We start from the raw sequence: 14,804 nt of genomic DNA on the forward strand, positions 1-14,804 counted from the left end.
CAGGGACAATCACCACGGCCACCATCACCCGGCATGAAGACATGCCGCTACACTCGTGGGCAAACCCAGGAGAGTCCCGCCATGCCCTCGATCGTCCCGCGTTTCCGCCCACAGCTGCTGGCCTGCGCCGCGCTCCTGCTGTCCCTGTCGGCGCCTGCGCTGGCCCAGCGCGTGGTGGAGGGTGACCTGCAGCAGCAGATGTCGCCGGCCGAGTTCAAGGCGGCCGGCCTGGACAAGCTCAGCGCGCAGGAACTGGCCACGCTGAACCGCTGGCTGCAGGGCAAGGTCGAAGCGGCCACCACCCAGGCGGTTGCTGCGGTACGGGAATCGGCGCGCGAGGAAGGCCGCCAGGAAGTGATCGTGAAGAATCGCGGCTTCTTCGATTTCGGCAGCAACGAGCCGATTGTCGGCGTGCTGCAGGGCGAATTCCGCGGCTTCGGCAAAGGCCGCGTCTACGTGCTGGACAACGGCCAGGAATGGGAGCAGACCGATGCAAGCACCCTGGCCGGTGTGCGCAAGCAGTCCCCCACCGTCAGCATCAAGCCCGGCGTGATGGGCGTCTGGTACCTGAAGGTCGACGGCGTGAACACCCAGCCGAAGGTACGCCGCACCAAATAACGCCGCCCATCGTGTAGAGCCGAGCCCACGCTCGGCTGCGATCTGCACGGGAAGATGACGAGGCATCAAAAAAGCAGCCGAGCATGGGCTCGGCTCTACGTCATCACATCATCGGAGTCACGCCTGGCGCAGTGCGGTCACCCGCTGCGCCAGCTTCTTCGCCGAGATGCCGGTGCGTGCACCCAGCTCCTGCGCGAACAGTGACACCCGCAATTCCTCAAGATCCCAGCGCAGCGCCTGCCACTGCGGGCGCTCACGCAGGCCCTGCTGTTCGCCCACCTCCAGCGCCTCCAGGAACGGATGCAGCTCCAGCATGCGCGCCTGGTCACGCGGCGGATCACGCTTGGCACGCTCGGTGCGCAGGATCATCGCCTTCAGATAGCGCGGGTACTGCGCCAGCGCGTCAGCCGGCGTGTCGCGCAGGAAGCCGGGATGGATCAGTCCGACCAGCTGCGCTTCCATGTCGTCCAGATTGCCGCGCGCCCAACCCATCAACGGCGCTTCCAGCATCGGCTTCAGTTCCGCCACCAGGGCCAGGATGGTTTCGGCCAGCTTCAGCCGCGACATGGCCTCACCAAACAGTGCCTTGGCCGCATGCTCACGGCGCTGCTCGAAGGCCGCCGCATCGCGGATGTCTTCCAGGCCCTCGGCCAGCACGGCGTTCATCGCTGCATCGACCAGGTCGCCGCGCAGGCGCTCCTGCGACTCGATCGCGGCATACAACAGGCCGGTCTTGGCACCGACCGGCAGCTGCTTGCGCGCCTGCTTCACCTTCTCGGCCAGCGCGATTTCCAGCAGGCGGCGCACGCCCAGTGGATGAGCCTCCAGCGCCTGATGGCGGTCGGCGAAGATGCGCAGCGCAACACTGTCGCCCTCGTCCAACAACGCCGGATACGCAGGTACACCCGCTTCACCGGGCACCTGCAGCGGAATCGGCGCGGCCGGGAACGTGCGCAGGCCATCGGCCGCCATCTCGCGCCCAGCGCGTGCAGCGAACGCATCGCCGGCACGACCGCCGAATTTCGCGCGCAGTGCGTCCAGATCGCGCGAAGTCGCCAGCACCTTGCCCTGCTCGTCGCGCAGCCGCAGGTTCATGTGCAGGTGCGGTTCGATCGAACCGGGCTCGAAATCCAGCGCAGTCACCGTGGCGCCGGTTGCGCGTGACAGGAAGCGCGCCAGTTCGCCGGTGATGGCATCGGCACTGGGCTGCGGGAACGCTTCGTAGAACGCGCGACCGAAGTCTGGTGCCGGCACGTAGTTGCGGCGCATCGCCTTGGGCAGGCTGCGGATCAGTGCCGAGGCCTTGTCGGCGACGAAACCCGGCGCCAACCAGCCCAGCTGCACCGGGTCCAGCGCGTTGAGCAGGTGCAGCGGTACGTCCAGGGTCACGCCATCATCGTCGGCACCCGGCTCGAAGCGGTAATGCAACGGCAGCCGCGCCTGACCCAGCGCCAGGTACTTCGGATAGCGCTCCTGCTCGCTGCCCTCGCCCGGCAACAGATCGACCAGCAACCAGTGCAGGGTCTTGCGCTGTTCCGGCGCCAGTCCCTTCCACCAGGTATCCAGGCCCGCGGCCGAGTGGATCTGCGGCGGCACCCGGTCCAGGTACCAGCGGGCCTGCCAGTCCTCGTCGGCAACGATGCCGGCGCGGCGCAGCTTCGCTTCTTCCTCGCGGGCGACCTCCAGCACTTTCTGGTTGTCGGCCACGAAACTGGCGCGGGTGTTGATCTCGCCGGTCACCAGTGCCTGGCGCACGAAGATGTCATGCGCTTCGCCCGGTGCGATGCGGCCGTAGTGCACTGGCTTCTTCGGTGCCAGCACCAGGCCGAACAGGCTGATCTGCTCGGACGCCAGCACCTGGCCCTGCGCGCGCGACCAGTGCGGATCGAAATGTTTGCGCAGCAGCAGATGCGGCAGCTCGGCGATCACCCAGTCCGGCTCGATCGCGGCCAGGGTCATGCCCCACACCTTCTGCGTATCCAGCAGGTTGGCCACCAGCAGCCACGGCGGCGGCCGCTTGGACAGCGTCGAACCCGGGAACGGCAGGAACCGGCGCTGGCGCGGTGCCTGGAAATCGCCCTTCTCGGTGCGGTGACCGATCTGCGTTGGAAGGCCCGCCACCAGCGCCCGGTGCAGGGTCTGGTAGGCAGCGGCACGCACGCGTTCGCTGAAACCCCCACCCGCCGGTGCCTGGTCCTTCTGCGCACGCACGGCCACCGGGGCCGGTGCGGCCTCGGCCTTGCCTTCGCGGGCCAGGCGCGCGGCGCGGTGCAGCTGGCCGCGGGTGGCTTTCACTGCGGCAGCATCATCACGCGCTGGCGCCGGCGCACTGCTGCCGGCCAGCAACGGTGCCATCGAGGCCTCGCTGGCCTCTTCCTTCCAGCCCAGTTCTTCGCACAGCAGGCGCAGCTGGCGATGCAGCTCGCGCCACTCGCGCATGCGCAGGAAGCCGAGGAAATGACGGCCGCACCAGTCGCGCAGCTTGGACTGGGTCAGATCTTCATGGGCCTGCCGATAGGCATCCCACAGGCGCAGCACGCCAACGAACTCGGAACGACCATCGGCGAACTGCGCATGCGCGCTGTCGGCCGCACCGCGTGCTTCGGGCGGACGTTCGCGCGGGTCCTGGATGCCCAGGAACGAGGCGATCACCAGCATCGGCCGCAGGCAGCCGGCGGCCTGCGCGGCGACCAGCATGCGCGCCAGCTTCACGTCCACCGGCAGGCGCGCCATCTGCTTGCCGATGGTGGTCATGCGCCGCTCGGCGTCGATCGCGCCCAGTTCGGTCAGCTGCTGCCAGCCATCGGCTACCGCGCGCTCGTCCGGCGCTTCCAGGAACGGGAAGTCCTCGATGCGGCCCAGGCCCAGCTGCAGCATGCGCAGGATCACCCCTGCCAAGCTGGAGCGGCGGATCTCTGGATCGGTGAACTCCGGCCGCGCCTGGAAATCGGCCTCGGCGTACAGGCGGTAGCAGATGCCCTCGGCGATACGGCCGCAGCGGCCCTTGCGCTGGTTCGCACTGGCCTGCGAGATCGGCTCGATGTGCAGGCGGTCCAGCTTGTTGCGCGGACTGTAGCGCTTGACGCGGGCAAAGCCCGGATCGACCACGTAACGGATGCGCGGCACCGTCAGCGAGGTTTCCGCCACGTTGGTGGCCAGCACGATGCGCCGGTTCGGCCCCGGATTGAACACCCGGTCCTGGTCCTGGTTGGACAGGCGCGCATACAGCGGAAGCACCTCGGTGTTGCGGTACTTGCGCCGTTCCAGCGACTGGTGCGCATCGCGGATCTCGCGCTCGCCCGGCAGGAAGATCAGCACGTCACCGCGCGCATCCAGGCGGGTGATCTCGTCGATGGCCGACACGATGGCGTCGTTGACCGTGCGCTCGCCCTGGTCTTCGCCCTCGCCTTCCAGCGCGCGGTAGCGCACTTCCACCGGGTAGGTACGGCCTTCGACGCTGATCACCGGCGCATTGTCGAAATGCTGGGCGAAGCGTTCGGTGTCGATGGTGGCCGATGTCACGATCAGCTTCAGGTCCGGGCGCTTGCGCAGCAGCTGCTTCAGGTAGCCCAGCAGGAAGTCGATGTTGAGGCTGCGTTCGTGCGCCTCGTCAACGATGATCGTGTCGTAGTTCGACAGCCAGCGGTCGCTCGCGATCTCCGCCAGCAGGATGCCATCGGTCATGAACTTGATGCGGCTGTCTTCGCTGACCTTGTCGTTGAAGCGCACCTGGTAGCCCACCAGCTGGCCCAGCTCACTGTGCAGTTCCTGCGCCACGCGGCTGGCCACCGCACGTGCGGCAATCCGTCGCGGCTGGGTGCAACCGATCATGCCGGCCTGGCCACGGCCTGCGGCCAGGCACAGTTTCGGCAGCTGGGTGGTCTTGCCCGAGCCGGTTTCACCAGCGATCACCACGACCTGATGGTCGCGGATCAGCCCGATGATGGCGTCGGCTTCACGCGCAATCGGCAGCTGCGGGTCCAGAGTAATGGACGGCTGCTGCTGCGCCCGTGTCATCCGGCGCTGCACCGACGCCTGCAAGGCCTGCTCGAAGGTGGCGGCCAGTGCCGCATCCTGTGGCTTGGCCTGGCAACGCGAGAGCATCCCCAGCAAACGGCCCCGGTCGCGGCTCATGGCGCCGTCGATGGCGGCACGCTGTTGGCGCAGGCGGGGCGATGGATTTTTATCGATAGAGCTCATCAATCGGTTCGTTCAAAACTTTGAAAGCGACCAGTCATCACGACCGGTTTATTGTGAAGGCCAACGATTCCACAAGGAGGAACCCCATGGCGAAGACCAAGAGCACGACCAAGCCCAAGACCGGAAAGCAGAAGCTTGCAGCGGCGGCACCGTCGGCGCCGAACATCGATATCGGGATCACCCAGGGCGATCGCAAGAAGATTGCCGACGGTCTGTCGCGGTTCCAGGCCGATGCGTTCACGCTCTACCTGAAGACGCACAACTTCCACTGGAACGTGACCGGGTCGATGTTCAACTCGCTGCACACCATGTTCGAGACGCAGTACACCGAGCAGTGGGCGGCACTGGACGACGTGGCCGAGCGCATCCGCGCGCTGGGCTTCAATGCCCCGGGCTCCTACCGGGAATTCGCTGCGCTGACCTCGATCGCCGAGGAACCGGGCCTGACCGACAGTGCGGACTGGCGTGAAATGGTACGCCAGTTGGTGGTCGCCAACGAAGCGGTCTGCCGTACGGCACGTGAAGTGCTGGAGGTGGCGGCCAAGGGTGACGATGCCCCGACCGAGGATCTGATGACCCAGCGCCTGCAGACCCACGAGAAGTACGCCTGGATGCTGCGCTCGCTCCTCCAGTAAGGGTTGGGGGTGTTCGGCAGGGCTGCGCCCTGCACCCGCAGAGGCCGAAGCAACAGCAACTACCAGAGCAAGAGCAAGAGCTGGTTTCCTGTGGGTTGGCGGGGTGGGTCCGGTTGCGGGAGACGCCGTAAACCCGTCCCTGGGGGCTTGGCAGCCGCATCCATGCGGCTGACACTCCCGCAACCGGACCCACCCCGCCCTTGACAGGCTTCCGCGATCTGCCGGAACAGCGTCCGCTCTGGTAGGTGTCGACCTTGGTCGACACGGATGAATTCATTCGATATCTGACAGATGTGTCGACCAAGGTCGACACCTACCAACAGCCGCGTGAACCTGTCGAAGGCGGGGCGGTGTCGGATTGCGGGGTGTCAGCCGCATGGATGCGGCTGCCAAGCCTACACGGACGTACTTGCGGCGTCCCCGCACTCCGACACCGCCCCGCCAATTCACGGATCACCCCAGAGCCGGCTGTTGCCTTTGACGTTGCACTGGCTTGCAGCAGGTGCAGGGCGCAGCCCTGCCGAACCCCTACCCCTCCCGCCGGGGTAAACTAGCCGGATGGCTTCCCGTCCCGCGCACGACCTGCTCCAACGCGTCTTTGGTTACGACGATTTCCGTGGTCCCCAGCAGGACATCGTGGAGCATGTGGCTGCCGGTCACGATGCCCTGGTGCTGATGCCCACCGGCGGCGGCAAGTCGCTGTGCTACCAGGTCCCGGCCCTGCTGCGTGACGGATGTGGCATCGTCATCTCGCCGCTGATCGCGCTGATGCAGGACCAGGTCGAAGCCCTGCGCCAGCTCGGCGTGCGTGCCGAGTACCTGAACTCAACCCTGGATGCCGAGACCGCCGGCCGCGTCGAGCGCGAACTGCTCGCCGGTGAGCTGGACATGCTCTATGTCGCGCCCGAGCGGCTGCTGACCGGTCGCTTCCTGTCGTTGCTGTCACGGAGCCGGATCGCCCTGTTCGCCATCGACGAAGCACACTGCGTCTCGCAGTGGGGCCATGACTTCCGCCCCGAGTACCGCCAGCTGACCGTGCTGCACGAGCGCTGGCCGCAGATTCCGCGGATCGCGCTGACCGCCACCGCCGATCCGCCAACCCAGCGCGAGATCGCCGAGCGCCTCGATCTGCAGGAAGCGCGCCACTTCGTCAGCTCCTTCGACCGCCCCAACATCCGCTACACCGTGGTGCAGAAGGACAATGCCCGCAAGCAGCTGACCGATTTCCTGCGCGGCCACCGTGGCGAGGCGGGCATCGTCTACTGCATGTCACGGCGCAAGGTCGAGGAGACTGCTGAATTCCTCTGCGGCCAGGGCTTCAACGCCCTGCCCTACCACGCCGGCCTGCCCCCGGAAGTGCGTGCCAACAACCAGCGCCGCTTCCTGCGCGAGGATGGCATCGTGATGTGCGCCACCATTGCCTTCGGCATGGGTATCGACAAGCCGGACGTGCGCTTCGTGGCGCATACCGACCTGCCCAAGTCGATGGAAGGCTACTACCAGGAAACCGGCCGCGCCGGCCGTGATGGCGAAGCCGCCGAAGCCTGGCTGTGCTACGGCCTGGGCGACGTGGTGCTGCTGAAGCAGATGATCGAGCAGTCCGAGGCCGGCGAAGAACGCAAGCAGCTGGAACGGGGCAAGCTCGACCACCTGCTGGGCTACTGCGAATCCATGCAGTGCCGCCGCCAGGTGCTGCTGGCCGGTTTCGGCGAGACCTATCCCCAGCCCTGCGGCAATTGCGACAACTGCCTGACGCCACCCGCCTCGTGGGACGCGACCATTCCGGCGCAGAAGGCGCTGAGCTGCGTCTACCGCAGCGGCCAGCGTTTCGGCGTCGGCCATCTGATCGACGTTCTGCGTGGCAGCGAGAACGAGAAGGTGAAGCAGCAGGGCCACGACAAGCTCAGCACCTATGCGATCGGCCGCGATCTGGATGCGCGCACCTGGCGCAGCGTGTTCCGCCAGCTGGTCGCCGCCAGCCTGCTGGAAGTGGACAGCGAGGGCCACGGTGGCCTGCGCCTGACCGACGCCAGCCGCGACGTGCTGACCGGCCGCCGCCAGATCAGCATGCGCCGCGACCCGGCCAGCAGCACCAGCGGGCGCGAGCGCAGCGCGCAGCGTACCGGCCTGTCGGTGCTGCCGCAGGACCTGGCCCTGTTCAATGCGCTGCGCGGCCTGCGTGCCGAACTGGCCCGCGAACAGAACGTGCCGGCCTTCGTGATCTTCCACGACAGCACCCTGCGCAACATCGCCGAACAGCGGCCGACCAGCCTGGACGAACTGGCCCGGGTCGGCGGCATCGGTGGTACCAAGCTGAGCCGCTACGGCCCACGCCTGGTCGAGATCGTGCGCGAAGAGGGCTGACGGTATCGCGTTGCCGCGCTGCGCGGCCGCCGGGCATGGTCCCAACGGCGCGCGGGCGCCCCTGTAGAGCCGAGCCCACGCTCGGCTGCTGTTCGCGCAGAAGCAGCCGAGCGTGGGCTCGGCTCTACACTGGTGCCGGTCCAACCTTGAACCAGCCATTCAGCCAGAAGTGCATCGGCGCCCACTTGCAGCTAGATTAACGCCATGTCCCTGGCCTCGACCCTGCTCCGTGTCGTGCTCATGCTCAGCCTGTTGCTCAACGGGCTGAACGCGGCCATGGCCAGCGGTCACGAGGAAATGGGGCGGATGGCACACGCCGTCGCGGCCGCCGTAGATGGCGGTGACCCCGACTGCCACCACCACGCCGCCATGCAGGCCAACGAGGCCCCGCAGGCCAAGGCCCCCGCCCACGACGCCCACTGCCAGATCAAGGACTGCGTGCGCAGCTGTGCCCAGCACCCCTTGCTGGTCGTGCAGCCGTTGCCGTTCATGGCCGGCCCGGCGCTCTCGCTGGCCCCGCAGCCGATGCCGGCCAACGGCCGTCCGGCGCCGCCGCTGCCGCCGATCTCCCGCCCTCCCATCGGCTGATTCCACATGCACCGTGCGCCCTGCGCACCGTAGCCGGCCACCTGCCGGCGTCTTTACGTGTCTGGAGTCACCACCATGAATACCCGCATTCCCCCCGGTCCGGGCGCTGTGCCCATGCCGTCGCGCCGCCTGTTCGTGCAGGGCCTGGCCGCCGGTGGCGTGGTTGCCGGCATCGCCGCTGTCGGCGTGCCGCAGCGCGCGCTCGCCGCCGCCACTGCCGCCCCACGCCTGGCCGGTGCCCCCGCCGTGCTCAGCGACACCCGCATCGAACTGGCCATCGGCGAATCGCTGGCCAATTTCACCGGCCGCACCCGCCCGGCGATCACCGTCAACGGCTCGCTGCCGGCACCGATCCTGCGCTGGCGCGAAGGCCAGACCGTGGACCTGTTCGTGCGCAACACCCTGGAACGCCACCCGACCTCGATCCACTGGCACGGCATCCTGCTGCCGGCCAACATGGACGGCGTGCCCGGCCTGAGCTTCAACGGCATCGGCCCCGGCGAGACCTACCACTACCACTTCGAACTGAAGCAGTCGGGCACCTACTGGTACCACAGCCACTCGATGTTCCAGGAACAGGCCGGCCTGTACGGCGCGCTTATCATCGATCCGGCCGAACCGGCGCCCTACCGGCACGATCGCGAGCACGTGATCATGCTGTCCGACTGGACCGACATGGACCCTGGCGCGCTGTTCCGCCGCATGAAGAAGCTCGCCGAGCATGACAACTACTACAAGCGCACCCTGCCCGACTTCCTGCGTGACGTGAAGCGCGAGGGCTGGTCAGCCGCGCTGTCCGACCGTGGCATGTGGGGGCGGATGCGGATGACGCCGACCGACATCTCCGACATCAACGCGCACACCTACACCTACCTGATGAACGGCACCGCCCCAGCCGGCAACTGGACCGGGCTGTTCCGCAGCGGCGAGAAGGTGCTGCTGCGTTTCATCAACGGCGCCTCGATGACCTACTTCGATGTGCGCATCCCCGGCCTGAAGATGACCGTGGTGGCCGCCGACGGCCAGTACATCCATCCGGTCAGCATCGACGAATTCCGCATCGCGCCGGCCGAGACCTACGACGTGCTGGTCGAACCCACCGGCCAGGACGCCTTCACCATCTTCTGCCAGGACATGGGCCGCACCGGCTACGCCGCCGGCACGCTGGCGGTGCGCCACGGGCTGCAGGCCCCGATTCCCGCGCGCGACCCACGCCCGTTGCTGACGATGAGCGACATGGGGCACGACATGGGCAGTGGTGGCCATGGTGGCCACGACATGGCCGCGATGAAGGGCATGGAGGGTGGCTGCGGCGCCAGCATGGGTCACGGTGCGCACGGCGGTGGCGATGCTGCCGGCAAGGCACCGAAGCATCCGGCCAGCGAGCGCAACAACCCGCTGGTGGACATGCAGAGCTCGGCCACCGAACCGAAGCTGGACGACCCCGGCATTGGTCTGCGCGACAACGGACGCCAGGTGCTGACCTACGGCGCGATGCGCAGCCTGTTCGAGGATCCCGATGGCCGCGAGCCAAGCCGCGAGATCGAATTGCACCTGACCGGCCACATGGAAAAATTCTCCTGGTCGTTCGATGGCATCCCGTTCGCCAGCGCCGAACCGCTGCGGCTGAACTACGGCGAGCGCATGCGCATCGTGCTGGTCAACGACACCATGATGCAGCACCCGATCCACCTGCACGGCGTGTGGAGTGATCTGGAAAACGCCCAGGGCGAGTTCCAGCTGCGCAAGCACACCATCGACATGCCACCCGGCACGCGCCGCAGCTACCGCGTACGCGCCGATGCGCTCGGCCGCTGGGCCTACCACTGCCATCTGCTGTACCACATGGAAGCGGGCATGATGCGCGAAGTGAGGATCGAAGAATGAGCCGCTCACTGTTTTCCCCCAGCCTGCTGGCCCTGGGTCTGGCCGCCGCATTGCCGGTCTTCGCGCAGTCGCACGCCGGCCATGACATGGCTGCGATGGACGCGCCCGCAAAGACCGTCAACGCACCAGTCGAACAGGTCGATCATTCGAAGATGGATCATTTGAAGATGGATTCGGGCGCGATGGACCACTCGAAGATGGACCATGGCGCGATGCAGCCAGCGGCGATGGACCATTCGCAGATGGACCATGCGGCGATGGGTCACGGCACGCCCGCACCCACCGAACCGCGTGAGCCGATTCCGGTCCCCACCGATGCCGACCGTGCCGCCGCATTCCCGCCCATCGCCCACGGTGCAATGGAGCATGCGCCGGAGATCAACAGCTTGCTGCTGATCGACCGCCTCGAACACTGGGACGGCAAGGACAGCAACGGCCAGGCCTGGGAGGCCACGGGCTGGATCGGCGGCAACATCAACCGCCTGTGGCTGCGCACCGATGGCGAACGCAGCCGCGGCCGCACCGAGTCGTCATCGCTGGAAGCACTGTATGGCCGCAGCGTGTCGCCGTGGTGGGACGTGCTGGTCGGTGTGCGCCAGGACTTCCGCCCGGCCGACTCGCGCACGTGGGCGGCCATCGGCATCCAGGGCCTGGCGCCGTACAAGTTCGAGAGTTCGGCCACGCTGTACCTGGGCTCCGGCGGCCAGGTGCTGGCCAAGGCCGAGGTCGAGTACGACGTACTGCTGACCAACCGCCTGATCCTGCAGCCGCTGCTGGAAGCCACCGTTGCGGCCAAGGATGAACCGGAGTACGGCATTGGTCGCGGACTGAACAAGGTCGAAGCCGGGCTGCGCCTGCGCTATGAGTTCAGCCGTCGCTTCGCGCCGTACATCGGCATCAGCCACGAACGTACGTTTGGCGACACCGCCGACTATGCCGGTGACCACGCGCGCGACACGCGTTGGGTGGCGGGCGTGCGCATGTGGTTCTGAGCAGCGGTTCGTGAGCAATGGCCAGCCCCGGCAGCCGCCGGGGCCGGCTACACTGCGCCACGCTCCATTGCAGGCACCGCCATGTCGTTGCAGATCCGCCGCGCCACCCTTGCCGATGTCGACGCGCTGTCGGCCATCGCAATTGCCACCTACAACGAAACCTGGGGCGATTCCTATCCGCCGCAGGAGCTGCACGATTTCCTGCAGGCGCACTACAGCAGCGAACCGCAGCGCATCGAACTGTCCGACCCACGCAGCGCGATCTGGCTGCTGATGGAGGGTGATGCCGTGGTCGGCTATCTGGCCGCCGGTGCCAACACCTTGCCGCACACGGATGCACGCGAGGGCGACATCGAACTGAAGCGGTTCTACATCCTGGCTGCACACCAGAACGGCGGCCACGGCGCGCGCCTGATGGATGCGTTCATGACCTGGCTGGACCAGCCGCAGCGCCGCACCCTGTGGGTGGGCGTGTGGGAAGAAAACTTCGGTGCTCAGCGCTTCTATGCGCGCTATGGCTGCAGCAAGGTTGGCGAGTACGACTTCATCGTGGGCGACACCCACGACCGTGAGTTCATCCTTCGGCGGCCGTGATCATGCGCGCCCTGTAAAGTCGAGCCATGCTCGACTGCTTTCCTTTCCGGCCCTTGTAGAGTCGAGCCATGCTCGACTATTGGCGGCAACAGCCAGTCGAGCATGGCCCGACGCTACAAAGAGCGAAGCGCCTAGAAATCGAACAACTCCGACAGGAAGCTCTCCTTCTTCTTTTTCTTGTAGCCGTGGCCAGGGTTGTCCTCGTAGCGCTGGCCGAGGTGGCGGGTATCACGGTGCATCACTGGTGGCGGCGCGGACGCCGGCTGAGCCTGCACGGGCGCTGGCGGCGGTACGGCCGCACCTGCACCAGCACGTTCGATGATCTTGTCCAGCTCGCCACGATCCAGCCAGACACCACGGCAGCCCGGGCAATAGTCGATCTCGATGCCGTGGCGTTCGGCCATCTGCAGGGTCTGGGTCGTGCATACGGGGCACAGCATCGGCATTGCTCCTGTCGGTCTGGCAATGACTCTACCTGCCCTGTGATGACTGTGCGGCAACCCATGACCGATGGCACGGGGACTTCCGACGCGTGCCCATGCCACGGCAGTCGCACACACTGGGCCCCTGTTCCGCAAGGAGTGCGTACATGACCAGGTTGTCCCGCCTACCCAACGCCGTGCGCATGGGGCTGGTACTGCTGGGCGTTGGCCTCGGCCTGAACCTGCGCGATATCGCCGCGGCCATCGGCACACCGATTCCCGCACTGCCCATCCCCTATGGCGGCAGCCTGGTGGACAACGCGCTGGCGGCGCTGGTAGCACTCCTGCTGGCCGCGCTGCTGCGCCCCCGTGGAACAAGCCTGCTGGCCAGCCTCGGGCTGCGCGGGAATGGCTGGGGCGGCCCGATGTGGGTGCTGCTGGCCACCCTGCCGTGCTGGCTGGGCCTGGCACTGCTCGGCACACCAAACAAGGCACTGACCGCATTGGACGCCACGATGCTCGCAGTGCTGTTCCCGCTGGCCGAGGAAGTGCTGTTCCGTGGCCTCGGTTTCGTCTTGCTGGTGAAGATCGTTCGCGGCCCCTGGCCGTGGCTCGCACTGCCGCAGGCGCTGTTGTTCGGCATGGTCCACTGGCTGGGCTTCGGCGGTTTCGAGGGAGGTGGCACCGCCCTGTTCGTCGGCGCGGTGATCGCTCTGGGCGGCTTCATCTTCGCCTGGCTCGACCACCTCGACGGAGACACTCTGTGGTGCGGCCTGGTCCTGCACGTTTCGATGAACCTGGCCTGGAATGCGTTCAGCCTTGATGACGCCGTTGCACTGGGCTGGCAGGCTACCGGCCTGCGCATCGGCACCGCCCTGCTCGCGGTCGCGGTGCTGGCCTGGCACGTTCGGCTCCGGCGCCAGAGAGACCTGTAACGCCCGCTTAGCTTGCCGTGCACGCCGGGATCACCACCGGCTTGCGCATACTTGCGCGCCTTTTCACCGTTGCTGTCCGGAGTTGCCGCGTCATGTTGCTGTCCAAGCGCCACGTCGAACCCCGCGTCCTGCTGATCGAGGACGCGGAGGAAACTCGCGAACTGAGCCGGCTGGCGCTGGAAAGCCAGGCCTGCCACGTGGTGGGCGTGAGCTCCGCCGAAGCGGCACTGGGTCTGCTGGCCGCCGGGGAGCGTTTCGATCTGCTGTTCACCGACGTCAATCTGGGCCTGATCAGTGGCATTGAAGCCGCCAACCGGGTTCGCAGTCTCTACCCACACCTGCCGATCCTGGTCACCTCGGGCATGGACCAGCACCAGGTGCTGCCGCAACTGCGCGACGGCATCCATTTCCTGCCCAAGCCCTACAACATGAGCGAACTGCTCGATGCCATCCGGCTGTGCTTCCGGCACGCGGATGTGGGCGTGTTGGTCGGGCCAGATGCACAGGCGGCGTGAGCCATTGATCCACGCATGGCGTGGATTGAACAAGGCATCAACCGCCGGTATACGGCCCTTCGCCTGGTATCACCTCCAGCAATGCGCGGGTGATTACCCGCGGGTACACCGTGAGATGGTCCTCACCGTCGATCACCACATTCTCCACCTGCAGCTTGCGGCCATTCCGCCCAAGCTGGGCGGCAAAGTCGGCAGTCTGCCGCAGCATGTCGTTCCCGGTTGAGTAACGCGCCCCTGGCTTGTCCGTCTCGTAGCTGCCTACCGACAGCAGCACGCGCGTCGGCTGCGCCGGGATGGCGGCGGCATCCTGCATGCGCGGCAGCCGCAGCTGATCGAACCACAGCGAAGGACTGGACAGGATGTAGGTGCTGAACATGTCCGGCTGGGTGGTCAGCACATAGGCGCCGAACAGAGCGCCATAGGAGTGGCCGGCGAATGCGCGCCGTGCCGGGTCTGTGCGGTAGCGCACATCGACCATCGGCAGCACGTGCGCCGCCAGGAAATCGCGATAGTGCGCGGCACCACCGTAGGTGACGTCATCACTGTAGTACCCCCCGGCGGTACGCGCCGGGTCGCTGGGCGTGTAATCGCGCGAGCGGCTCTGCTTCGAAGTCAGCCCCTCCTGCGGCGGCAAACCGACCAGGATGAAGTTCTCGATGTTGATGCCCTGCTGCCCCACCAGATTGCGCACGCTGCGCACCAGCGGGAAGCTGTACAGCGCATCGGTCACGTACAGCACCGGATAGTGCTTTTCAGGGTGCGTGGCATAGTCGGCCGGCAGTGCCACCCATATCGGGTAATCACGCCCCACGGGGTCATGTACGCGCAGCGCTTCCGTATCCGGCAGCACCACGCCCGGCACGGCCGTTGCCGCGCTTTCCTTCACGTCACTCTGCGTTGCCGGTGGCGCCACCGACATCGCACATCCCGCCAGGGTCAGGCAGGCCACCACACTCCATCCACGCACACGCTGCATCCGCGCTCTCCTGTTGCGGGCGGCGCGCCCGGTGGCGCCGCTACCGCATCCTCACACGCCGTGCGGCGTGGCGCCACG

The 14,804-nt window shown here is 66.9% G+C and carries 12 protein-coding genes; 9 read left to right on the plus strand and 3 right to left on the minus strand.

The features are described 5' to 3' along the window. The first annotated feature begins 81 nt into the window (after positions 1-81). Positions 82-618 carry a hypothetical protein gene (locus FQS62_RS17150; protein WP_049443695.1) on the plus strand — a complete coding sequence of 179 codons (537 nt, stop codon included), beginning with the start codon at positions 82-84 and terminating at the stop codon, positions 616-618. 117 nt (positions 619-735) lie between these two features. Here FQS62_RS17150 and hrpA read toward each other — a convergent pair whose 3' ends face one another. Next, complete coding sequence (gene hrpA, locus FQS62_RS17155) at positions 736-4,818, minus strand: ATP-dependent RNA helicase HrpA (protein WP_208043301.1); 4,083 nt, start codon at positions 4,816-4,818, stop codon at positions 736-738. Between the two features lie 86 nt (positions 4,819-4,904). Here hrpA and FQS62_RS17160 point away from each other — a divergent pair, with 86 nt between their 5' ends. From FQS62_RS17160 to FQS62_RS17185, 6 genes are all read left to right on the plus strand, one after another. Further along, positions 4,905-5,453 carry a Dps family protein gene (locus FQS62_RS17160; protein ID WP_006385608.1) on the plus strand — a complete coding sequence of 183 codons (549 nt, stop codon included), beginning with the start codon at positions 4,905-4,907 and terminating at the stop codon, positions 5,451-5,453. A 558-nt stretch (positions 5,454-6,011) separates the two neighbouring features. After that, positions 6,012-7,817: a DNA helicase RecQ gene (recQ, locus tag FQS62_RS17165; RefSeq protein WP_049447291.1), complete on the plus strand. Its 1,806-nt coding sequence runs from the start codon at positions 6,012-6,014 to the stop codon at positions 7,815-7,817. A 204-nt stretch (positions 7,818-8,021) separates the two neighbouring features. Further along, the gene (locus tag FQS62_RS17170; protein ID WP_049447289.1) at positions 8,022-8,405 is read left to right on the plus strand and encodes a CopL family metal-binding regulatory protein; all 384 of its coding nucleotides are present in this window, start codon (positions 8,022-8,024) and stop codon (positions 8,403-8,405) included. Positions 8,406-8,480: 75 nt separating this feature from the next. Further along, positions 8,481-10,292, plus strand: a complete 1,812-nt coding sequence (locus FQS62_RS17175) for a copper resistance system multicopper oxidase (RefSeq protein ID WP_049447287.1) — start codon at positions 8,481-8,483, stop codon at positions 10,290-10,292. Then, positions 10,289-11,284 carry a copper resistance protein B gene (locus FQS62_RS17180; RefSeq protein WP_208042898.1) on the plus strand — a complete coding sequence of 332 codons (996 nt, stop codon included), beginning with the start codon at positions 10,289-10,291 and terminating at the stop codon, positions 11,282-11,284. Before FQS62_RS17175 ends, FQS62_RS17180 begins: the two co-directional genes overlap by 4 nt. Before the next feature lie 81 nt (positions 11,285-11,365). Next, complete coding sequence (locus FQS62_RS17185) at positions 11,366-11,878, plus strand: GNAT family N-acetyltransferase (RefSeq protein ID WP_012481061.1); 513 nt, start codon at positions 11,366-11,368, stop codon at positions 11,876-11,878. A gap of 131 nt (positions 11,879-12,009) precedes the next feature. Here FQS62_RS17185 and FQS62_RS17190 read toward each other — a convergent pair whose 3' ends face one another. Then, a complete protein-coding gene (locus FQS62_RS17190) occupies positions 12,010-12,318 on the minus strand; it encodes a TFIIB-type zinc ribbon-containing protein (protein WP_208042897.1) in 309 nt (102 codons plus the stop codon). A gap of 149 nt (positions 12,319-12,467) precedes the next feature. Between FQS62_RS17190 and FQS62_RS17195 the strand changes: the two genes are divergently transcribed. Next, positions 12,468-13,235: a CPBP family glutamic-type intramembrane protease gene (locus FQS62_RS17195; protein ID WP_208042896.1), complete on the plus strand. Its 768-nt coding sequence runs from the start codon at positions 12,468-12,470 to the stop codon at positions 13,233-13,235. A gap of 92 nt (positions 13,236-13,327) precedes the next feature. Then, positions 13,328-13,750 carry a response regulator gene (locus FQS62_RS17200; protein WP_049447278.1) on the plus strand — a complete coding sequence of 141 codons (423 nt, stop codon included), beginning with the start codon at positions 13,328-13,330 and terminating at the stop codon, positions 13,748-13,750. 37 nt (positions 13,751-13,787) lie between these two features. Here FQS62_RS17200 and FQS62_RS17205 read toward each other — a convergent pair whose 3' ends face one another. Then, positions 13,788-14,726: an alpha/beta hydrolase gene (locus FQS62_RS17205; protein ID WP_208042895.1), complete on the minus strand. Its 939-nt coding sequence runs from the start codon at positions 14,724-14,726 to the stop codon at positions 13,788-13,790. Between the last annotated feature and the right edge of the window lie 78 nt (positions 14,727-14,804).

It is taken from the genome of Stenotrophomonas sp. SBJS02 (assembly GCF_020428325.2).
In the GTDB taxonomy this organism is placed as follows: domain Bacteria; phylum Pseudomonadota; class Gammaproteobacteria; order Xanthomonadales; family Xanthomonadaceae; genus Stenotrophomonas; species Stenotrophomonas africana.

Bases quoted from the DNA above. Each gene is read 5' to 3' on its own strand.
- FQS62_RS17150 (WP_049443695.1), top strand. From the start codon at position 82: ATGCCCTCGATCGTCCCGCGTTTCCGCCCACAGCTGCTGGCCTGCGCC.
- hrpA (WP_208043301.1), bottom strand. From the start codon at position 4,818: ATGAGCTCTATCGATAAAAATCCATCGCCCCGCCTGCGCCAACAGCGT.
- FQS62_RS17160 (WP_006385608.1), top strand. From the start codon at position 4,905: ATGGCGAAGACCAAGAGCACGACCAAGCCCAAGACCGGAAAGCAGAAG.
- recQ (WP_049447291.1), top strand. From the start codon at position 6,012: ATGGCTTCCCGTCCCGCGCACGACCTGCTCCAACGCGTCTTTGGTTAC.
- FQS62_RS17170 (WP_049447289.1), top strand. From the start codon at position 8,022: ATGTCCCTGGCCTCGACCCTGCTCCGTGTCGTGCTCATGCTCAGCCTG.
- FQS62_RS17175 (WP_049447287.1), top strand. From the start codon at position 8,481: ATGAATACCCGCATTCCCCCCGGTCCGGGCGCTGTGCCCATGCCGTCG.
- FQS62_RS17180 (WP_208042898.1), top strand. From the start codon at position 10,289: ATGAGCCGCTCACTGTTTTCCCCCAGCCTGCTGGCCCTGGGTCTGGCC.
- FQS62_RS17185 (WP_012481061.1), top strand. From the start codon at position 11,366: ATGTCGTTGCAGATCCGCCGCGCCACCCTTGCCGATGTCGACGCGCTG.
- FQS62_RS17190 (WP_208042897.1), bottom strand. From the start codon at position 12,318: ATGCTGTGCCCCGTATGCACGACCCAGACCCTGCAGATGGCCGAACGC.
- FQS62_RS17195 (WP_208042896.1), top strand. From the start codon at position 12,468: ATGACCAGGTTGTCCCGCCTACCCAACGCCGTGCGCATGGGGCTGGTA.
- FQS62_RS17200 (WP_049447278.1), top strand. From the start codon at position 13,328: ATGTTGCTGTCCAAGCGCCACGTCGAACCCCGCGTCCTGCTGATCGAG.
- FQS62_RS17205 (WP_208042895.1), bottom strand. From the start codon at position 14,726: ATGCAGCGTGTGCGTGGATGGAGTGTGGTGGCCTGCCTGACCCTGGCG.